23 protein-coding genes are annotated in these 20,030 nt (G+C 66.5%); 8 read left to right on the top strand and 15 right to left on the bottom strand.

What is annotated here, in order from left to right:
* Window positions 1-9: 9 nt before the first annotated feature.
* The 3 genes from AB0M45_RS05380 to AB0M45_RS05370 all read right to left on the bottom strand — a co-directional run bounded on the left by AB0M45_RS05380 (window position 10) and on the right by AB0M45_RS05370 (window position 2,735).
* The gene (locus AB0M45_RS05380; RefSeq protein WP_364323185.1) at window positions 10-1,239 is read right to left on the bottom strand and encodes a bifunctional 3,4-dihydroxy-2-butanone-4-phosphate synthase/GTP cyclohydrolase II; all 1,230 of its coding nucleotides are present in this window, start codon (window positions 1,237-1,239) and stop codon (window positions 10-12) included.
* 61 nt (window positions 1,240-1,300) lie between these two features.
* Window positions 1,301-1,876 (bottom strand): PadR family transcriptional regulator, encoded by a 576-nt coding sequence (locus tag AB0M45_RS05375; RefSeq protein ID WP_364323183.1) that lies wholly within the window; start codon window positions 1,874-1,876, stop codon window positions 1,301-1,303.
* 37 nt (window positions 1,877-1,913) lie between these two features.
* Entirely contained in the window at window positions 1,914-2,735 is an 822-nt protein-coding gene (locus AB0M45_RS05370; RefSeq protein ID WP_364323181.1) for an IclR family transcriptional regulator, read from the bottom strand.
* Window positions 2,736-2,959: 224 nt separating this feature from the next.
* Between AB0M45_RS05370 and AB0M45_RS05365 the strand changes: the two genes are divergently transcribed.
* From AB0M45_RS05365 to AB0M45_RS05340, 6 genes are all read left to right on the top strand, one after another.
* Window positions 2,960-3,466, top strand: coding sequence for a flavin reductase family protein (locus AB0M45_RS05365; protein WP_364323179.1), 507 nt, complete (start codon window positions 2,960-2,962; stop codon window positions 3,464-3,466).
* 93 nt (window positions 3,467-3,559) lie between these two features.
* Window positions 3,560-4,702, top strand: coding sequence for a Rieske 2Fe-2S domain-containing protein (locus tag AB0M45_RS05360; RefSeq protein ID WP_364323177.1), 1,143 nt, complete (start codon window positions 3,560-3,562; stop codon window positions 4,700-4,702).
* Between the two features lie 11 nt (window positions 4,703-4,713).
* Complete coding sequence (locus AB0M45_RS05355; RefSeq protein WP_364323174.1) at window positions 4,714-4,941, top strand: hypothetical protein; 228 nt, start codon at window positions 4,714-4,716, stop codon at window positions 4,939-4,941.
* A 74-nt stretch (window positions 4,942-5,015) separates the two neighbouring features.
* Entirely contained in the window at window positions 5,016-6,083 is a 1,068-nt protein-coding gene (locus tag AB0M45_RS05350) for a ferredoxin--NADP reductase (protein WP_364323659.1), read from the top strand.
* 13 nt (window positions 6,084-6,096) lie between these two features.
* Complete coding sequence (locus AB0M45_RS05345) at window positions 6,097-6,984, top strand: VOC family protein (RefSeq protein WP_364323172.1); 888 nt, start codon at window positions 6,097-6,099, stop codon at window positions 6,982-6,984.
* 21 nt (window positions 6,985-7,005) lie between these two features.
* Complete coding sequence (locus tag AB0M45_RS05340; RefSeq protein ID WP_364323170.1) at window positions 7,006-7,152, top strand: hypothetical protein; 147 nt, start codon at window positions 7,006-7,008, stop codon at window positions 7,150-7,152.
* A 201-nt stretch (window positions 7,153-7,353) separates the two neighbouring features.
* On the opposite strand, the gene AB0M45_RS05335 is transcribed toward AB0M45_RS05340, so the two are convergent.
* The 5 genes from AB0M45_RS05335 to AB0M45_RS05315 form a co-directional block, all read right to left on the bottom strand.
* On the bottom strand, window positions 7,354-7,554 hold the full coding sequence (locus AB0M45_RS05335; protein ID WP_364323168.1) for a hypothetical protein: 201 nt from the start codon (window positions 7,552-7,554) through the stop codon (window positions 7,354-7,356).
* Window positions 7,555-7,747: 193 nt separating this feature from the next.
* Window positions 7,748-8,725, bottom strand: a complete 978-nt coding sequence (locus AB0M45_RS05330) for a helix-turn-helix transcriptional regulator (protein WP_364323166.1) — start codon at window positions 8,723-8,725, stop codon at window positions 7,748-7,750.
* A 221-nt stretch (window positions 8,726-8,946) separates the two neighbouring features.
* Window positions 8,947-9,255 carry a cold shock domain-containing protein gene (locus AB0M45_RS05325; RefSeq protein WP_364323164.1) on the bottom strand — a complete coding sequence of 103 codons (309 nt, stop codon included), beginning with the start codon at window positions 9,253-9,255 and terminating at the stop codon, window positions 8,947-8,949.
* The gene (locus AB0M45_RS05320) at window positions 9,252-9,410 is read right to left on the bottom strand and encodes a hypothetical protein (protein ID WP_364323162.1); all 159 of its coding nucleotides are present in this window, start codon (window positions 9,408-9,410) and stop codon (window positions 9,252-9,254) included. Before AB0M45_RS05320 ends, AB0M45_RS05325 begins: the two co-directional genes overlap by 4 nt.
* Window positions 9,411-9,524: 114 nt before the next feature.
* A complete protein-coding gene (locus tag AB0M45_RS05315; protein ID WP_364323160.1) occupies window positions 9,525-9,944 on the bottom strand; it encodes an HSP20 family small heat-shock protein in 420 nt (139 codons plus the stop codon).
* A 144-nt stretch (window positions 9,945-10,088) separates the two neighbouring features.
* On the opposite strand from AB0M45_RS05315, the gene AB0M45_RS05310 reads away from it, so the two are divergent.
* The gene (locus AB0M45_RS05310) at window positions 10,089-10,445 is read left to right on the top strand and encodes a MerR family transcriptional regulator (protein WP_364323158.1); all 357 of its coding nucleotides are present in this window, start codon (window positions 10,089-10,091) and stop codon (window positions 10,443-10,445) included.
* 72 nt (window positions 10,446-10,517) lie between these two features.
* On the opposite strand, the gene AB0M45_RS05305 is transcribed toward AB0M45_RS05310, so the two are convergent.
* Together AB0M45_RS05305 and AB0M45_RS05300 are read right to left on the bottom strand one after the other, a co-directional pair.
* The gene (locus tag AB0M45_RS05305) at window positions 10,518-10,679 is read right to left on the bottom strand and encodes a hypothetical protein (RefSeq protein WP_364323156.1); all 162 of its coding nucleotides are present in this window, start codon (window positions 10,677-10,679) and stop codon (window positions 10,518-10,520) included.
* 162 nt (window positions 10,680-10,841) lie between these two features.
* Window positions 10,842-11,894, bottom strand: coding sequence for a fused (3R)-hydroxyacyl-ACP dehydratase subunits HadA/HadB (locus AB0M45_RS05300; RefSeq protein WP_364323153.1), 1,053 nt, complete (start codon window positions 11,892-11,894; stop codon window positions 10,842-10,844).
* A 218-nt stretch (window positions 11,895-12,112) separates the two neighbouring features.
* On the opposite strand from AB0M45_RS05300, the gene AB0M45_RS05295 reads away from it, so the two are divergent.
* Window positions 12,113-13,633 carry a catalase gene (locus tag AB0M45_RS05295; protein WP_364323151.1) on the top strand — a complete coding sequence of 507 codons (1,521 nt, stop codon included), beginning with the start codon at window positions 12,113-12,115 and terminating at the stop codon, window positions 13,631-13,633.
* Window positions 13,634-14,293: 660 nt separating this feature from the next.
* On the opposite strand, the gene AB0M45_RS05290 is transcribed toward AB0M45_RS05295, so the two are convergent.
* The 5 genes from AB0M45_RS05290 to AB0M45_RS05270 all read right to left on the bottom strand — a co-directional run bounded on the left by AB0M45_RS05290 (window position 14,294) and on the right by AB0M45_RS05270 (window position 19,006).
* On the bottom strand, window positions 14,294-14,854 hold the full coding sequence (locus tag AB0M45_RS05290) for an erythromycin esterase family protein (RefSeq protein ID WP_364323657.1): 561 nt from the start codon (window positions 14,852-14,854) through the stop codon (window positions 14,294-14,296).
* A gap of 456 nt (window positions 14,855-15,310) precedes the next feature.
* Window positions 15,311-15,772 (bottom strand): hypothetical protein, encoded by a 462-nt coding sequence (locus AB0M45_RS05285; protein ID WP_364323149.1) that lies wholly within the window; start codon window positions 15,770-15,772, stop codon window positions 15,311-15,313.
* Between the two features lie 19 nt (window positions 15,773-15,791).
* Window positions 15,792-16,553 carry a hypothetical protein gene (locus AB0M45_RS05280; protein ID WP_364323147.1) on the bottom strand — a complete coding sequence of 254 codons (762 nt, stop codon included), beginning with the start codon at window positions 16,551-16,553 and terminating at the stop codon, window positions 15,792-15,794.
* 507 nt (window positions 16,554-17,060) lie between these two features.
* A complete protein-coding gene (locus AB0M45_RS05275; protein ID WP_364323144.1) occupies window positions 17,061-17,957 on the bottom strand; it encodes a phytanoyl-CoA dioxygenase family protein in 897 nt (298 codons plus the stop codon).
* 29 nt (window positions 17,958-17,986) lie between these two features.
* Window positions 17,987-19,006, bottom strand: coding sequence for a class I SAM-dependent methyltransferase (locus AB0M45_RS05270; protein WP_364323142.1), 1,020 nt, complete (start codon window positions 19,004-19,006; stop codon window positions 17,987-17,989).
* Between the last annotated feature and the right edge of the window lie 1,024 nt (window positions 19,007-20,030).

The following is a 20,030-nucleotide window of genomic DNA, read 5'->3' as shown; positions in this document are numbered from 1 at the left end:
CGCCCTTCCTCATCGGATGGCGACCGCGGCGTCGACTTCGGTCAGCTGGTGGCGCATACGGTCCCGCTTGGCGCGCAGATAGCGGACGTTGTGCTCGGATGGGCTGGTCTGTAAAGGGATTCGCCGTTCGACGGCGATGCCGCACTCGGTCAGCCCGGTCTGCTCGGCCGGATTGTTGCTGAGCAGCCGGACCGACCGCACACCCAGGTCGGTCAGGATCCGCACGGCCGCGCCGTAGCGGCGAGCATCGACGGGCAACCCGAGCCGGAGGTTCGCGTCGACGGTGTCGGCGCCCGCATCCTGCAGCTGGTAAGCGCGCAGCTTGTTCAGCAGCCCGACGCCGCGTCCTTCGTGCCCGCGCAGGTAGACCACGACCCCGCGGCCCTCGGCCGCCACGGCCTGCATGGCGGCGTCCAGTTGCTCGCCGCAATCACAGCGCAGCGAGCCGAACGCGTCGCCGGTGAGACACTCCGAGTGCACCCGGGTGAGTACATCGCGGCCCCCGGGCGCACCGAGCACCAGCGCGAGATGCTCGGCGCCGGTCGCCGCCTCCCGGTAGCCGACCACCCGGAATTCACCGAAATGCGTGGGCAGCCGGGTTTCGACGACCCGCAGAACGCTCGAATCGAGCCGCTGGCGATAGTCGATCAGATCGGCGATGGAGATGATCGGAATCCCGTGCACCCGGGCCAAGGCCAGCAGCTCGGGCAGCCGGGCCATCGACCCGTCGTCGCGCACCACCTCGGCGATGACTCCGGCCGGGCGCAGGCCCGCCAGCCGCGCCAGGTCTACCGCGGCCTCCGTATGACCCTCTCTACCCAATACGCCGCAGGGGTGTGCCCGCAGCGGGAACACATGGCCGGGACGGGTCAGATCTTGCGGTGTGGTGCCGGGATCGGCGAGCAGGCGCATGGTGTGGGCGCGGTCGGCGGCCGATATGCCGGTGCCGATACCCGCCGCGGCGTCGACGGAGACCGTGTACGCGGTGCCCTTCGGATCCTGGTTGACCGCGGTCATCGGCGGCAGGCCGAGCCGGTCCAGGTCGGCACCGGCCATGGGCACGCACAGGACACCGCTGGTGTGCCGCACCAGGAACCCGATGTTCTCCGCGGTCGCATGCTCCGCGGCGAGCACCAGGTCGCCTTCGTTCTCGCGGTCCTCGTCGTCCACGACGAGCGCCATGCCGCCGCCCGCGATCGCCGCCACCGCGGCAGGCACCGTGTCCAGTTCACCGGTCATCGTCCGCCACCTCCATATGCCTAATCGAAATATGGCGGTGCGGGAACAACCAGGCGGCGTCTCACTCAGTGAGGCGATCGATGTCGGCGAGCAGGTCGCGGGCGAAATCGCGCTCGGCCTCGTAGTGCCGCACGCACCAGCGCAGCACGAGTTCCGGATAAGCCCAGTTCGGATTGGCCTCGGCGCCCTGAGCGTCCGCCTCGGCGCGCTTGCGCATTTTCTCGGCGTAGCGGATGTGCTCGGTGAGGATCTCACGGAGCCGGTCGGGCTCGGCGAGATTGCCGAGCCAGGCCCGCAGCATCACGCTGTGCTTGAGCACCGGCGCCTCGACCGGGGCGTGGTTGACCCAGGTGGCCGCGGCCGCACGGCCTTCCGGGGTGATGGCGTACATCCGCTTGCCGCGCACACCGTCCTCCTGCACGACCGTGCGGGAGGTGGCGTAGCCGTGCTTCTCCAGGCGTTTGAGTTCGGCATAGATCTGGCTGAACGACGGGCTCCAGTAGAAGAACTGCAGACTCCAGTCGGCCCACTTCTTCAGGTCGTAGCCGGAGAGTTCGTCGGCGTGCGAGAGCATTCCGAGCACGGCCCACGCGGTGGTCGGCAGATCGGGTACCGCGGGTGTCACGCCATCGGTCATCGTCGGACTGTACCGCCCGGGCATATTCCGGCTCGAACTATCGCCAGCGGGCGCGGCGTGGGAGCAGCGCCCGACCGGCCTCGTGTGAGATTTCGAGCAGAACCCGCGCCAGCTTGTCGAAGCTCATCGCATCGACGCGCCCGGACAGCGACAGTGCCGCGGGCGCGGTGCCACGGACGCGCAACGGCGCTGCGACACAGCCGATTCCCTCCAGCGATTCCTGACGGTCCAGCGCTACGCCCTGGCGCAGCCGGATCTGGGCCAGAGTGCGATGCAGGGCCTCGGGCTCGGTGATGGTGTGCGCGGTCATTCGCGGCAGCCGGGAATGGAACGCGGCTTCGGCGATACTCGGCTCCAGCGAGGCCAGCACCGCCTTCCCGAGCGCGGTGCAGTGCGCCGGCATGCGGCCGCCTAGCCGGGTCGGCAGCATCGCGGCCAGCCGGCCACCGGCTTTGTCCAAATACACGACCTCATGACCGTCGAGCACCGCCAGATGCCCGACCATGCCGGTGCGCTGGCACAACTCGTGCAACAGCGGGCTCACCGCGTCGCGGATCTCGTTGTGGTCCGCGGTGAGCCCGCCCAGTTCGAGAGTGCGCATGCCGAGCCGGTAACCACCGGACGTGTGGGCCAGCCAGCGCAGCCGGATCATCTGGTCGAGGATCCGATGGACTGTCGACCGTGGCAGGCCGGTGCGCTCCACCAGGCCGAGCAGGGTCAGTGTCGGGGTGGCGGAATCGAACGCCTCCAGAATGAGGGTCATCCGTTCGATCATCGACACCGGCACCTCGGCGGTGCCGGCGCGGTGGGGGACCCGGCTGGTGCGCTCCTGCGCGCCGGGCAGCAGGGTGACGGTCATCTGAACCTCCGTCGGTCACATTCGGTCTACGTCGACCAGGCATGACGTGCTCGGTCGTTCGTGTCTCTCCTCACACTGACGGGTTCGGGACCGGGATGAATCGGGAGAACTACGTAGCTTCTACCGATCTCCATCTCGGTGACCGGACCCCGATCTTGACGGCCCTCGGGCAGCACCTGTTGTCATAGCTATCAGGTATATGCCTGATCGAAATAGGAGGCCCTATGGAACGGGTGCTGGCGAGGGACGGATCGCCGCTGGATGTGCGCGACTTCAAAGCCGTACTGGGTCGCTTCTGCACGGGCGTCACGGTGATCGCGGCGCGGTCCGGGGACGGGCCGATCGGTTTCACCTGCCAATCGTTCTCCGCGCTGTCGCTGGAGCCGCCGGCAGTGTGCTTCTGCCCCGCGCGCACGTCCACGTCGTGGCCGCGCATTCGCGCGGTTGGCCGGTTCTGCGTCAACATCCTGGCCCACGACCAGCAGGAGATCTGCCGGCAGCTGGCGCGCAGCGGCGCGGACAAGTTCGCCGGGGTCGGCTGGGAGCCCTCCCCGAACGGATCGCCACGGTTGGCCGGGACCATGGCGTGGCTCGATTGCGACCTCGAGCAGGAGGTCGACGGCGGTGACCACACCATCGTGATCGCGCGGGTCACCGCGCTGTCGGAACATCGCGAGGCCCCGCCGCTGCTGTTCTACCGCTCCGCGTTCGGGCGGCTCGATGAGGCCTGAACTCCTCCCGGCCAGTGGGACTACACATTTCCGCGCCGGGATCGCGAACCGAAATATCGAGCTGACAAACGTGCGCGAATCGTGGAGGAACCGATGACTATCGACACCGAGGTCCGAGCGATCGACGCCGGCGCTCCCCCCGCCCGATACGCGCGTGGCTGGCATTGCCTGGGTCTCGCGGAGGACTTCCGGGACGGGAAACCGCACACCGTCGCGATCTTCGGCACCGAACTGGTGGTATTCGCCGGTGCCGGCGGACAGCTCAACGTGCTGGACGCCTACTGCAGGCACATGGGCGGGAATCTGGGTGACGGCCGGATCAAGGGCGACTCGATCGCCTGCCCGTTCCACGACTGGCGCTGGGGCGGCAACGGCCGCTGCACCGGCATCCCCTATGGTCGCCGGGTGCCGCCGCGGGCGCGGACCCGGTCGTGGCCGACGTTGGAGCAGAACAAGCAGCTGTTCGTGTGGAACGACCCGGAGGGCAACCCGCCGCCGGAGCAGGTCACCATCCCGCGCATCGAGGGCGCCTTCAGCGACGAATGGACCGACTGGACCTGGAACACCATGATGATCGACGGCGCCAACTGCCGGGAGGTCATCGACAACGTGGTGGACATGGCCCACTTCTTCTACGTCCACTTCGGCTTCCCCACCTACTTCAAGAACGTCTTCGAGGGCCACGTCGCCAGCCAGTACATGACGTCGGTGTCGCGCGAGGACATGATGGGGGAGACGGCGAAGGCATTGGGCGGCAAGAACGTGCTGCACTCGGATGCCTCTTACTACGGCCCCTCCTACATGATCGACCATCTGCGTAGTGAGAGCGCGGGGCTGACGGTGGAGGGCATTCTGATCAACTGCCACTATCCGGTGTCGCCCACGAAATTCGTGCTGCAATACGGCGCGATCGTGAAGAAGCCGCACGGCGTGCCGGCGGAGCAGGCCGAGGAGATCGCGGCGAAGTTCGCCGGCGGTCTCGGCCGCGGCTTCGAACAGGACGCCGCGATCTGGAAGCGCAAGACCCGCATCGACAATCCGCTGCTGTGCGAGGAGGACGGTCCCGTCTACCAGCTGCGCCGCTGGTACGAGCAGTTCTACACCGACGTGGCCGATATCGCCCCGAAGATGACCGACCGGTTCGAGTTCGAGGTCGACACCACCCGAGCGGTCACGGCGTGGGAGGCCGAGGTCGCGCACAATCTGGCCGGGCAGCGCGCTGCCGCCGGATCCTGAGCGGGGCAGCCATGGAACGGATTTCCTGCCAGGGCTGCGGAACCTGCGTGCTGGTCGAGAAGTTCAGCGTGCAGCACACGAGTGTCCAGTGGAGCGCCGTCGCGGTGGCGGCGTGCGGCGAGTTCGCCAGGGCGGACAGTGCCCGGGTGCGGACCTGTATCGCTCTGCGCCACAGCATCGATGCCGCCGTCGCGATCGGCGCCCTCGAGGTCAGCACGCGTGACGGGGATGTGCCATGACCGGCAAGGACGCAACGACCATCTCGGACCGCAGAGGAGACACGACTGTGAATCGGGGCCAACCCGTCGCGGTCCTGCCGGAGCAGGCCGACGTCCCCGGCGTCACCGAGAGCGGACCACGCGGAATCCTCACTCTCCGCGTGGCGCAGGTGATCCGGGAAACCCACGACGCGGTGTCGCTGGAGCTGGCACTCGCCTCGGAGCAGTCGAACGCGGTCGAGTACCGCCCGGGCCAGTTCCTCACCCTCCGGATACCGAGCGACCTGACAGGCTCGGTGAGCCGGTGCTACTCCCTGTCCAGTTCGCCGCACGAGAATGGGCCGCTGAAGGTCACGGTCAAGCGGACGCCCGACGGCTATGGATCGAACTGGCTGTGCGACAACGCCATTGCAGGTATGGCCATCGACGCTCTGCCGCCCGTCGGCGTTTTCACTCCCGCATCGCTCGACGACGACGTGCTGTTGGTCGCCGCGGGCAGCGGAATCACTCCGGTGCTGTCGATCCTGAAATCGGTGCTGTCGGCCGGGGCCGGGCATTGCACGCTGATCTACGCCAATCGCGACGAGCGATCAGTCATCTTCGCCGCCGAGCTCGCCGACCTGTCCGCCCGGCATCCGGACCGGCTGCTCGTGGTGCACTGGCTGGAGACCGTGCAGGGACTGCCGACCCGCGCGCAACTGGCGGCACTGGCAAGGCCGTGGTGCGATCGGGAGGCGTTCATCTGCGGCCCCGGGCCCTTCATGGACGCCGTCTCCGCCGCGCTGATCGGGCTGGGCGCAGATACCGAGCGTGTGCACGTCGAGAAATTCGTGTCGCTGAGCGGCAATCCGTTCGAGACCGGCGCGCCCGAGCGCACCGATTCCGGTGAAAGCGCCGCGGTCGAAGTCGAACTGGACGGCGAGACCTACGAATTCCCGTGGCCGCGGCATCGAGTCCTGCTCGACGTCCTGCTGGCCAACGGCCTGGCGGCGCCCTACTCGTGTCGCGAGGGCGCGTGCAGCGCCTGCGCCTGCCGGATCGTCTCGGGACAGGTCGAGATGCGGCACAACGACGTTCTCGACGAGGCCGATCTGGCCGAGGGGTACGTCCTGGCCTGCCAGGCGGTCCCGGTCACCGACACCGTGCACGTCACCTATTCCTGAGGAGTACGAAAACATGGCTGACATCGCCTCGCTCGGCTACGTCCGAGTCGCCATCGCCGATGTGGCGGCCTGGCGCGCCTTCGCTTTCGACGTGATGGGCTTCGCGCAGGCCACCGGACCGAATCCGGACAGCGTGTACCTGCGCATGGACGAGCACGCCTACCGCTTCGAACTCGTTCCCGCCGACCGGGATCAGGTGCTGGCCATCGGCTGGGAGGTGCGGGACTATCGCGCGCTCGCCCGGGTGCGCGAAACGCTGGAGCGGGCGGGGGTCGCCGTCACACCACTCGCGCAGGAGCAGGTCGAGGCGCTGCGCGTGGAGGAAGCCTGCACCTTCACCGATCCCGCCGGGTTCACCGTCGAGGTCTTCCACGGTCCGGTGCTCGACCACAGCCCGGTCGTCACCGCTCACGGGAATCGTTTCGTCACCGAGGGGCTGGGTCTGGGCCATGTCGTTCTCCCGGTGCCCGACCTCGAGGAGGCGAACCGCTTCTACTGCGACGTGCTCGGCTTCCTGCCGCGTGGCTCGTTCCGGGTGCCCACCCCACCCGGAGTGGGGCCGGTTCGGGTTCGATTCCTCGGCGTCAACCAGCGCCACCACAGCCTCGCGCTGATCCCGGGCACCCGGCCCGACGGCCCGGGACTGGTGCACATCATGGTCGAAGTCGACGAGCTCGACGCCGTGGGGCGGGCTCTCGACCGCGTCATGCGGGCGGGCTACCCGCTGTCGTCGACCCTGGGCCGGCACACCAATGACAAGATGATCTCCTACTACGTTCGCACTCCCGGTGGCTGGGATCTCGAATACGGCACCGATGGTGTGCTCGTCGACGAAGCCACCTACAGCGCCGAGGAGATCACCGCCGACAGTTACTGGGGGCACGAATGGTCACGTGGCTGACCACGCTCGTCTCGCCGTGCGATGACATCCGCATCACGTGCCGAGGAGGCGGATTTCGTTGTTCAGTTCCGTGGTCTGCTCGGTCAGCGCGGTGGCGTCCGGATCGTCGCCGAGGCGCTCGGCTCTCTCATGGTCAGCAGCCGGCGCAGGTGGGCCTCGCGGACCTGAGCGGAGTGCGAGCGGCTGGTCGGTGCAGGCTCAGAAGCAGGTGTCTCGGGGGTCGCGTTGTCGGATTCCATGGTGACTGGTTGCCCTGGCAAACCCACCGGAAACCGGAATGGCGCGGCACGGCCGCCGCAGCGCTATGGGGACAGCGGCAGCTACCGCGCGCAAAGGCCCGGGTGGTAGTTCAGGCGCGATCACTGCTCGCTATTGCTCGGCGTCGTCCTGGTCTCCGCGTCGAGCCGCCTCTTTGGCTTCGGCCAACTCTGCGCGCAGGCGCGCCGCGGTCGCTTCGTCGCCGGCGTCCTCGGCAGTGGTGATGTCCTGGTGGAGTTGGGCGATCACGTCTCGGAAAGCCATGTCTCCTCCCTTCTCGAGTTCGACCGCGTCCCGTTCGACCGCGGCCACGGAGGCACGATTGGCTCCGCGCGTGCAGCATGACCGCTATCGCCGTGCCGAAACAGGAGCCACGCCATTCCAGCGCCGGGTCGAGGCGTGCACGCACGCAAACGGCGCGCCCGCACCCGCCCATCCGAGACCGATCCCCGCTCCGGCGGAGCATGCCACAGGACCAGCGATCTCGCCGGTACCCGCTGGGCAGTTAGCCGTGCAAGGTGTAGCCGGGTGGCCGGCCGTAGCGTGCGGTGTAGGCGGCTGTGAAGCGGCCCGGGTGGGCGAAGCCCCACCGTTCCGCGATGGCTGCCACGGTCCGCCCCTCGCCGGGCTCGGAAGCGGACAGATCTTCGTGGGCGCGCTCGAGTCGCACCCGACGGAGGTAGCCCAGTGGCGTGGTGTCGTAATGCCGGCGGAAATCGTGCTGGAGGGCACGCGCGGTGACTCCGGCGGCGTCTGCGATGTCGGTGAGAGTCAGCGGCTGATCGGCATTGGCGTTGATGTAGTCGATCGCGCGACGCAGGGCCATCGGGGTGAGCGGGCCGGGGTCGCGGACATAGTCGACTGTCATCGCCGTGTTCGGGAAGGTGGTCAGCGCGGCAGCGGCGATCCCGGCGGTCGTCTGCTCGGCGACCAAGGGGTTGCACATCGGCGAATCGGGGTCCATGAGTTCGCGGTGAACTACGCCGACCAGCCGGCGCCAGTACCGTTCCATCGCAGGGGAGACCGGCTGCGCCGATTGGAACCGCACGCCGCCCACGGGCGTGCCGACCTGCCCTTCCGCCGCCGCGGTGACCCGGTCCATCGACAGCCGGAGCAGGGACATGTCGAGATCGTGGACTTCGAACGACAGTCCGACACCCCTCGGGACCACCGCGACGTCGCCGGGGCGCATCAGCAGTTCCTCACCGCCGCGCAGCAGGTACCGGCCCGCGATCAGATGTTCGAACACCAGGTAGTCGAATGGTTCGGCGTCGGTGGCATAACCGATCGCGCCACGGACCCGGTCCGTGGCCATCGTGTCGGTGGAGACGCCCGTGACGGTGAATGTGGCATCCGGCGAGACATCGAGGAATCGGGTGCGATTGCCGGCGTACATGCGGTCGATGTAGTCGGTGATCTCGGCGGAGTCGGTCGAGGAGAATGCGTATCGCTCGACGGGCGTTGGCGCGGTGGCTATCGACATTTGTCGCCTCCTGCTCGGACGAGGGTCCAGGCCGCAGCTTGGGAGCTTCTGTGACGACGGCGTGCCCGCAGCACCCCCTGATCCACCGTCGCTTGTCCTCCCATTGTCCTGCTTGCGGGGCGATAGCTCCAGGTGTCGGGACGAGGGGTGCGTGATCGTCTCGCGCCGACGGGCCCCATGCGTGGGTCCCCGCGCATGGGGCCGGTGATCTGTCCGACGGATCAGGCGTCTCCGGGTGGCCGGATGTCCGCGGTGTCGGGAAGTAGTGGACGCACCGCTGTTGCTTCCGGGCCGCGCTTGCGCATGGTGGCGGTGAAGATGACGGGCTGATCCGCACTGAGCGATTTGTAGCCGGTGGTCTCGATGCTGGTGTACTCGACGAAGACCGGCGTCGGATCGTCCGCGGCGCGGAGGAATCCGAAGCCCTTCTCGACGTTGAACCAGACGACCGTGCCGCGGCGCCACGGTTCGGCCGAGGTGCTGGGTCGGGTGTGCCGGTCGGTCACGAGCGTGGTGGCGGCCGCGGTCACGCGACGCTGCGGTAGGGGCGGTCGGACTGCGTGACCCGGCGCCACCAAGCGTCGAGCGGGCTGGGGTCGGGCCAGACGACCGGCGTTTCGGCCGGGCGCGCCGTCTCGGCTTCGGTCGGTCGTGGCAGGGTGTCGCGTGGGTGGGTCGGTGCCATGATCGGATGCTCCATCAGGTGTTCGGTATGCAAGGATAGACCCTGTGCGGTAACGCCTTTCGCGTTCCAGCCGGGTGCGGGCCCGGCCCTCCGGACCCGCAGATCCGGGCCGGCTCAGGCGCGGATCGCCTTGTTCCCGTCGCCGCGGGCGATCTCGATCTTGCGCGGCTTGGCCTTCTCCGCGACCGGAATCGTGAGACGCAGGACGCCGTCGGTGTAGTCGGCACGGATGTTGTCGGTGTCCAGATTCTCGCCGAGGAACAACTGGCGGCTGAACACACCGCGCGAACGCTCGGCGGCGATCATCTCCCGGCCGGTGTCGAGTTCGGGGCGGCGCGCTCGCACCGTCACCACGTTGCGCTCGATGTCCAGGTCCAGGGAATCGGGGTCGATACCGGGTAGGTCGAACTCGACCACGAACTCGTCGCCCGCGCGCCAGGCATCCATCGGCATCACCGCGGGATGCGCCTTCGTGCCGAACACCTGCTGCGTCAAACGGTCCAGATCGCGGAAGGGATCGGTACGCATCAGCATGGTCGCCACCTCTAACTCACTCCATTCTTCGTAGTAGGGATCAGATAACCTCTGTTATCCGACACAGATTTTTTATAGCAGCGGGATAAGCTGAGTTCAAGGCGCTAAACTAGGAAATCTAGTTCGCAACAGAAGCGGGGATGGATGGCGCAGGAACGAGGCGACTCGGGGCATCTGCCGGAGCCCGGTCGAGCGGTGTACGGGATCTCGGTGGCCGCTGGGCTGGCGGGCATCGGCGTGCAGACGCTGCGGCTGTACGAGCGCCACGGTTTGCTGACGCCCGCGCGGAGCGACGGCGGCACGCGCCGCTACAGCGGTGATGATCTGGCCCGCCTGCGGCGGATCACCGACCTGGTCGCCACAGGCGTGAACCTGGCTGGCATCCGGCGCATCCTCGACCTGGAGGACGCGAATGCCGACCTGCACGCCGACAACGACCGGCTGCAGGCCGACAACGTCCGCCTTCGCGACGCGCAGAAACGTCCACCGGACCGGAAGTAGCTCCGTAGCAGAGCCGTACCGGCACGACGATGCCCCGCGGAATCGGGGTGCGCGAGATCGCCGAGCCGGGTATCAGACCGATGTGCGCGTGAGTCGAGCGGCCTGTTCGTCGCGCCCCTGCGCGCTGTCGCGGCGCGGGGAACGGAGTTCGGCCAAGCTGCGTGCGACGACCGTGGCATGGACCGCGATGACGGCCAGGGAAGCCGAGCCGATCACAGCAAGAAGCACAACCACGACAGATACCGGTCCTTTCGGGTGCGAGCGGGCCTGCTGCCCGCTCGATCGGGTACCGAGTACGCGTCCGCCGAGCAAGGGCGACCGCGCTCCGTCTCCAACGTGCCCCGGCTTGTCCGGACCAAACACACGGATCTCCGGTGGGGCGGACGAGACGTGCGATCACGCGAGGGCGACCTCGGCCGTCGCGCGGCCGAAGATCTTGCGTCCATCGTGCTCGGCGGTGATCGCCACCGTGGCGGTTCGCGCGTCCGCGTCCAGGTGTTTGACCCGGCCCCGGAACTCGATCCGGCCGCCGCTCGCGCCGACATGGACCGGGCTGGTCAGCCGCACGTTGTAGGCGCGCAGGGCGCCGGGGTCGCCCAGCCATGAGGTGATCAAGTCCACGCTCAGCCCGATGGTCAGCATGCCTTGGGCGACAACGCTTTCCAGCCCCATCCGCGCGGCGACCGCGTCGCTCCAGTGGATCGGGTTCGGGTCACCCGCGACACCGGCGTAGTTGACCAGGTCGCCGCGGCTGATGGTGAGCATGCGCGGCGGAAGCTCCTCGCCGGGAACCACGGTGTCGAATCGCCGCGCGTGCGCGCTCGCCGGTACGGTCCGCGCCTCTCGCATGGGCTCGGTGACCGGTCCGATGTACCGGGGGTGCGTGGGCCGGGGCGCCCTGCGCGCGTCGGGGTGTGCGCCATGCATCACGACCGCGTCCATCGAATCCGGCGCCGTGCCGTCGGCGCGCCCGACCATACTGGTCCGCGAGGTGACGACGGGCCGATCCTCCTGGTCCAGGATGGTCTGGCGCAGCACGATGAGGTCGCCGCCGAAGGCGCGCCGGAACGAGTCGAGGCAGACCTCGAAGCCGATCCGGTCGCCGGCCAGTAGCGGGCGATGGAGCTCGACCATCTGATCGGTATGGATCATCCGGCTCAGGTCGTAGCCGGGGAGGATCGTGTCGAGCACTTCGGCATAGACCAGGTAGCCGGGGACCGCGCCGAAGGTCGGCGGCGCCAGCAGGTTGTCGTAGCCGAGGCCGGCAGCCGCGTCCTCCGACCAGTGCGCGGGGTGGTGGTTGCGCACCGCACGGGCGTATTCGCGAATTTTCTCGCGTCCGACCTCGTAGTAGTCGCAGGTGCGATACCGGCACCCGACCATCGACATGGCAAGCGCCGCGGGATCGGTCACCGCGGTCGTATCGGACGTCGAATGGGTGCTGGACATCGCGGGGGAATTTACCCAACCAGGGCCGGAATCCCGGTCAGCCCGCATCGCACGTCGTTTCGCCGCCGGCGAGACCGTAAGAACCGGGGCCGACCGGCGGTGGCTCGGGTGAATCTCTGGCCGGAAGCCTCGGTCGGCGTAGTTTGGGGACTGGGCACATGGGAAGCCGATCGGTTCGCCGTCGGGCTCCCGCCCGCGGTTCGTAGGAGAGGAGAGAGATGTCTGTTCCGAACTACACCACCGATGACGCCGGTATCCCGGTCCCGAGTGACGAGCACTCACTGACGATCGGGCCCGATGGCCCGATCCTGCTGAACGACGCCTACCTGATCGAGAAGATGGCGGCATTCAACCGGGAGCGCGTACCCGAGCGTCAGCCTCATGCGAAGGGTGGCGGCGCGTTCGGCACGTTCGAGGTGACCAACGACGTGAGCGCCTACACGATGGCCGACCTGTTCCAACCCGGCAAGACGACGCAGATGCTGGCCCGCTTCTCCACGGTCGCCGGCGAGCGCGGCAGCCCCGACACCTGGCGGGATCCCCGCGGGTTCGCGCTGAAATTCTACACCGAGCAGGGCAACTTCGACCTGGTCGGGAACAACACCCCGATCTTCTTCGTCCGTGACCCGATGAAGTTCCAGGACTTCATCCGCTCCCAGAAGCGCCGAGCCGACAACAATCTGCGCGACCACGACATGCAGTGGGACTTCTGGACCCTGTCCCCGGAATCCGCCCACCAGGTGACCTGGCTGATGGGCGATCGTGGCATTCCGCGCACCTGGCGGCACATGAACGGCTATTCCAGCCACACCTACATGTGGTTCAACGCCTCCGGGCAGCGGTTCTGGGTGAAATACCACTTCAAGACCGATCAGGGCATCGAATTCTTCACCCAGGACGAAGCCGACCAGATGGCCTCGATGGACACCGATTACCACCTCCGCGATCTCTGGGAGGCGATCGAGGGCGGCAACTATCCGAGCTGGACGCTGAAGATGCAGATCATGCCGTTCGAGGAGGCCAAGACCTACCGCTTCAATCCCTTCGATCTGACCAAGGTGTGGCCGCACGGCGACTACCCGCTGATCGAGGTCGGCAGGATGACGCTCGACCGGAACCCGGCGGACTACCACACCGAGATCGAGCAGGCGGCGTTCGAGCCGAGCAGTTCGGTGCCGGGCACCGGCCCGAGCCCGGACAAGATGCTGCTGGCCAGGTGGTTCTCCTACCCCGACGCCCACCGCTACCGCATCGGTGCGAATTACAGAGAACTGCCGGTCAATACGGCGCACGCCACCACCGTGCGTTCGTACAGCAAGGACGGCGCGATGCGTCATCACAATCCGGGCGACCCGGTGTACGTGCCGAACTCCAAGGGTGGCCCACACGCCGATCCCGCCGTCGCAGGGCCGCTCGCGAGCTGGTACACCGACGGTGAAATGGTGCGCCAGGCCTACACCTTGCGCAAGGACGACGACGACTGGGGCCAGGCGGGCACCATGGTCCGCGATGTGCTCGATGACGCGGCGCGTGAGCGGCTGGTGAACAACATCGTCGGGCACCTGCTCAACGGCGTCACCGCGCCGGTGCTGGACCGGGCATTCGAATACTGGCGCAACGTCGACAAGAATCTGGGTGACCGCGTCGAGGCGGGCGTGCGGGCGAAGCAGAGCGAGCGCGATCCGAAGGCCGCGGCCCAAGCCAACCCGGCTCGCTCCTCGGCCCAGGCCAAAGCCTGATCCGAAGCCACCGGCGGCCGGTTGCGACCGGCCGCTTCGCCATGCCCGCTTACATGACGGCAGGCGGACAAGTCCACGACGGATACATGGTTCGCGGTTATCGTTTCGTTATCGCAAATGTGAGTGTCCGGCTTTGCGTATTCGAATGTGTGCAGAAATATGACTCTCCGGATCCGATGGTTCGACGACACCGTGGTGTTTCGAAATTCACGCGCGGCTCGGTGATATTCCCGCGAGACCCGGACGGGTCGCGCCGGGCCTGCCGACGGAGATCGGAGGACCGCATCATGGCATTCAGCGCCAATTGCCGGGCTGACCAACGCTCACAACGACATTCCTACCCAGCCCTCGCCGCCGGAGCTCTCGCCCTGGCCGCCGTCGCCGCGCTCGCTACCGCCGCGCCCGCCGGCGCTGAGCCGTCAACGGGTGGCATCCCCGGTTTCCCCGAGATCCAAGTCCCGATACCCGGTGGATTTCCAGGTTTTTCAGGGATTCTGCGGTTCACTCCACCCCGGCCCCGGTCGCCGGAGCCGCAGATGCCTCTCGGTCGACGCATCGCCGGAGCCGCCCACACCGGCTCGATGCCGCCAACTCCAGCGACCAGGACAGATCGGCCGTAGCACCATATCCGTTGCGCGCCAGCGCTATTCGATGGACTGTTCAGACGGCGTACGGATAGGTTTCTGGTAGCTCGCCGGACTCCCACCGCGACGTGCGTTCGAGCGGTTCCAGCGCAGTGGTCCGATCGATGTGGATCACGGCATCGAACCGTGCCAGGAAGTAATGGCTGCGCCGCTCGGTCCGGGGCCGGTAGACGACGCCGATGGCGCGCTCGAGCATCGCCGATCGCAGCACCCGAACAAGGTCGGGATCCTCGAAACTCGTCCAGAAATCGCCCGCACGAATATCGTGGAAGAGCTTTTCGACGCTACCGTCCAGCCCGGGGCGCACCCGTTTACAGTCGGCGGGCTTGCCCCAGTCGCCGGCCGCGGTCACCCTACCGGTGTAGGTGGTGAACCCCAGGATTCGGCACTGGCCGGGATAGCGCTCGCGGAGCAATTGCCCGACATTCCATTCGCCAACCGACGCGACTTCCGTAGCGCGCGCGTCACCGAGATGGGAATTGTGCGCCCAGACAACCATTTTGGCGGGTGCCCCACGCTGCTTGCCGAGATGGTCGCCGAGCGCCTCGATCGTGTCGGCCATGTGCCGATCGCGCAGGTTCCACGACGAGACCCACAGCCGATGCGCTTGCAGTTGGTCGGGTAGCCGGTGGCCCAGAACCTATGCGGCACCGGTGTCCACTTGACACAGGTTCAAGTCTCCTCAGCCGATCCCGACGCTCGTCATCAAGACTGGTCAAACGCTTATTTCGCAGAATGCTGGCGCTAGACGCGTCCCATCGGATCCGGACATTTCCCACCGAAAGTGTGAGATTTCGGTGAGATGGATCGAATCGGCTGCTTGACGTCGGAGCGATCCGGCCGCATTGGAAGCGGCTTCGCTCGTCAGCGTGTCGCCGACAAGACACGCCGACGAATCCTGCACGACAGCTACTGTGCGGCAAACATCGCTGCGGCCTCTCTACGTTTTCGGGGTTCGGCGGTCGCGTGTACGGGTTGGATGGCGGAGTCTCCGGGTGGCGTGGGCGATCGTGTCGCGAGGGGGACACATGCGCTAACCACACGCCTTGACCTGCGGAAACAGTAAGTATTGAGCCATGGTTCGAGGGCGCGAGCCAGGATCAGCGTGGCCCGCCCGGAATCCACCCGCCGCGCCTACGATCGCATCACTCAAGCTCGAGCAGACGGAGACCTCGACGTCGATGTGCTGGTGTGGCGCAACCTGCGCCAAGCGGCCGAAATCACCGACCATGTCGAAACCACCACCGCAGGCTCGGCGCAAGACGGCGCCCGCTGTAGACCACCAGAGCATACCCGTGGACGGAAAGCCGACCGGGCAAGCCTGCTCGACCGGGCTCTCGGTGGGCGCGCACCGGAACTGGCGATCCTGGCCGAGGCCGACGCAATCATTGCCGACACCGATCAGCTCCTCGAGGCCGAGGAAGCGGCCGGGGACCTCGACACGGGCGGCGACGAACGCCTCGTCCGGCAGAACGCGGCCTTGCGGCAGCTGCACCACCCGGACGCGACGGCACCTACTGGGACGAATAGTCGGCACCCCTTATCAGTGAGGCAATCACCGGCGAGCTCGCCCCACCGGAACCGAGCGCTAACCCTGGCGGCGCCGAGATCGAAGAAGCCATCGGCGCCGCCCTTCCCGAGACCGACTTCGGCGACTGGAGCCCCACCGACGACGGCGAGGACACTCCCACGGCCCTCATAGCCGCCCCGGACGCCGACGCCGACATGTCGCGATGAAAACCATTGCCTCCCAGACCTTTCCATCCTCGAGGAACTCGAGAAGTACTCGTGGTATCTCGCGCATCGTCGTCTCGGTTTCCAACGGCCACAGCACTTCTGCGAGTTCTGGTGGCACGGAGGAACGGGTCTGTGTCGAGCTCGACATGCTGTTCGGCGATGCCGATCGCTGGCCACGCGGCGATCACCGTGAGCGGTCCTGGCGGTGGCAGTGGTGTGAGATAGTAGCTGGTGGCGCTCAGGTCGTCGGACGCACTGGCCCCGCCATTCATGAGGACCGGAGTGTCGGGGTGTTCGTCGGGCCTCCAGCGATCGATGTTGGTTGCAGTTCGGCCGTCGGCGAACTGGACGCCGACCAAGAATTGCTCGGTCATACCGCCGCCGTAGCTTGCGAAGCTTCCGATCGCTGAATGTTCACTTGCTGGTCGGACATGCAGGTGGAACGAGAGTTCAATTCCGCTGCGGTAGGTGCGAGCACCGACCAGGGCTGCGACGACATCGTCGGTGCGTACCAGTACACGCTCAACAGGTATCGCCACCGGCATCTCGTTCGATGGTCTCGTGCGCGTGCGGGTCACAAGGACCGAGTTGTGTGCGTCTGGCTGGGCGAATTGGTTTCGCTCATTGTGATCCCCCTCGGCGGGTGTAGTCGCACCCGACCAGCATCGGGTTGTCAGGCCAGCGGCCAGGCCGTGGGGCGAGCCGCTGGCCGATCAAACTGTGCCGACGAGCTAGTCGAGCTCAGTGGGTTGGCGTTGGGATGTGCGCGAATTTGTAGACATAGTTCAGGGCTGACCAGTGATCACTGGATCCCGAGTCGATCGCATGATTAGGGGTACCTTCGGTCGCAACCTTGGGCTTGACTTCGGTCGCTGCGCAGCGGTCGGATCGATTCTTCCTCTGTCGAGTCGATAGAGATCCGGCAGCCGCGCTCTGTGCGGATTCGTGGGCTCTGTCGGCCGGTAGATAACGGAAATCGGTCTGGCCGGTCACCGGAAGTGACAGAATCGGCTCATCGGGAAGGTAGGCAGGGCAGCGTAATTCGCTTAAACGGACGTCTGTGGGACTGCCGGATCGGGGGTTTCGAGAAGCCGCTTCGGGTGCATGCCGTCGACGGCCCCCATGAACGGCGGGTGGATGCTGTAGCCGAGCATGCGGCGGATGTCCTCGGACACTGTTCGTGCGGTTTCTCGGCTGGTCGACAACGTGTACGCCTCCTGAGGGCGCAGCCACGGCTCGCAATACTGTGCGGTCACGGCGAGCCGCGAAGCGTTGGTCTGGTTCGCGCCGCCGCCGTGCCAGAGGGTTCCGAGATAGAACACGCACGAGCCCGCGGGCATCCGCGTGCTGACCCGGGCGTCGGAATCGGTCGGCTGGCGTGAATCCCATCGGTGGCTGCCGGGCAGAATCACCGTGCCGCCGTTGCGATCTGTGAACGGGTCTATGGCCCACATCGTCGCGGCGCTCAACGGCGGGCGGGGCCTCGGTATTGGATAGAAGCCGTCGTCGTGGTGCAGGAGCTGGGCCTGCTCACCGGGGAGGATGTTGATCACCTGCAGCTGGGAGAGCAGGTAATTCGGCAGGAACAGCCGATCGAGCAGGGCCAGCACGCGCGGATGGTCGATCAGCCGGTCGTAGGCGCGGGTCTTCTCGAGCAGGCTGTACACCCGCTGGGTTTGTTTGCCCTCGAACGTATTTCGGCCGGGCGGGCCCAGTAGAGTCGTGCTCGCGGCGCGTATGCGTTCGCATTCCGCGGGTGTGATCAGGTCCGGCAAAATGACGTACCCGTCGCGGTCGAGGGCGCGCATATCGGCGTCGACCACCGCGGGGTCGATCGTCGCTCCCGCGCTGGCCGTGGCCCGGTGGCGTCCGGCAAGGTCGACACGCAGGTCGTCGAGTTCGGTGATGACGTCCTTCACGCGGGGCGTGCGTCCAGGGTTCATGACTGACTCCTCGCTGGGTGAACGGCCGGTCACGCCTCGGACGGCGGATCAGTCACCTTGCGAAGCGAGATGCGGTAGAGCACAAGGTGTTCCCGGTCGAACTGCCGGATGGACGCCTCCAGATAACGTTCGTATGCCTCGGTGATGCGGGCGCCGACTAGCTGTTCCGCGTCGGTGCGGTGCGACCGGAGCCTGCGCAGCCACTCCGCACAGGTGGTCGAGTAGTCGCGACGATCGTTGACCACCGAACCGATTTCGAAAAGCTTCTCCGCGGCATGGGCGAGTTCGGCCAGTCGCGGTGGATCCGATTCCGGGAATATCTCGTTCGCCAGGAACTGCACATCGTTGAGCGCGTTGTGGTCGAGCGGCCGGTTGCCCTTGCCGATCGCCTGGATGACCAGCCCACCGCCCGGGCGGAGCAGGCGAGAGCAGTGCGTGAAGAACTCCCGATAGGCCGCGGTGCGGTCGCGCCGAGACAGTCCGAATTTCACGAAGTGTTCTAGTGCGCCGACGCAGAAAATGACGTCATAAGCACCGTCCGGACGATGGGTGTTCCAGTGTTCGAGCCGGACATCGATCCGATCTGTGGAATGCGTTCGGACGTAGTCGTATTGGTCTCGGCTGAGCGTGAGGCCGGTGACGCGGGCCTGCCAGTTCCGGTCGGCTACCCGCCGCATCAGGCTGCCCCAGCCGCACCCGATGTCGAGCACGCGCTCCGCGCCCGTGATGGCCGCCCGCTCGATCAGATAGTCGAGCTTGCGCTGCTGCGCGCGGTCGAGATCGTCGCCCTCGGACCACAATGCGCACGAGTAGGTCAGGCTGCTGTCGAGCCACAGACGATAGAACTCGGTTCCGATGTCATAGTGATGTCGGACCGCATCCGGTGACGCGCCTTGGTATTCACTGATTTCCGATACCATCGTCGAGCCCCTATCGTTCCGAATCTTCCGGTGAAGTCGAGTTGGATAGACCACTCGGCCTCTGGTGTGGCCCGCGGGCCACGACGACGTCCTAGAACCTCCCCGGACTGTCCGATCGAAACTTGCCAATGATCTTCTCGGCGAACGTGTTCCACCGTAGCCAATTGGCGCCAGTTCCGGCAAGCATCCGGCATCGATTGACAGGGCATGCACCAGAGCGGATTACACCATGGCGGCCAGGTGCGGGCGGCAGTGCCTGATCACCGCCAGGAGAGGGCGGATGTCGGCGACTGCGATCCGGCCCAGCGCGCGTGGGCTTCTGGGGTCGGTGATGATGAAAGGCGTGGGCGGACGCGGCCAGGATGATGTGGCGGGCAGGTCGACACTGGAGGACTGGAGGGCCGAGAATCCTCCATTTCTGACGTAGCACCGCTTCAAGAAGCGCCTCCCGTGTCCGGAGAGGCCAGTGGCGCCGCAGAGGGCGTGGGTCGATCAGGCTCGGGCTGAGCACACACGCCGAACTCTGCACAACATGAAACGTGTTCTGCTACAGTACATTACGTAGTCCGCCCCGATTTGGGGACTACCCGCGCCAGACGTGATTCTTCACCCTGCCCGCAAAGGGGGCCGCATGCATCAGTACGACCATGCAGACGCAGTGCCGTAACACCCGACAGCCGAGAAGGCTGTGAGCCGAACTCAACGGAGCGAAAAGGTACAACATTCCAAGAGGACACCCGACTTTTTAGCTGCCTTGCAAGGCTCCTTTCGGAGTGGGCGGCTTTCGACCCGCGTGGTCCGGCGCTTCCTTAATTCCTCGTGCACTACGCCGTAATATGCGTAGTGCAACCGAGTTGCAAATCTTCCTGAGGTCCCATCGCTTTGGAGTCGATGAAAGAGTTCGGTCATGACACTGCGTGACGAAGACAAGCGCGAACCACCACTTTGGGAAGCGGCAACTGGCCCCGAACAATATATACAGATGCTCGACTTCTTGCGGGAGCGTTGCAACGATTACGCCGGTCAGGTAGGGGATGCCAGGTTCGCGCCTGGACGATCGACGGCGACGATCCCGAAGGCGACGCCACGAAAGCCGAAGTTTATTTCATGGCCGGCTGGACCCAAGAGGAGCTCAACGCAGGAGGCCCGCTGA

Origin of the sequence: Nocardia sp. NPDC051787, assembly GCF_040681325.1 — a bacterium.
Classification (GTDB): Bacteria; Actinomycetota; Actinomycetes; order Mycobacteriales; family Mycobacteriaceae; genus Nocardia.
Note: the sequence above shows the minus strand (reverse complement) of the source record. Positions and strands in the feature narration are given on the sequence as shown.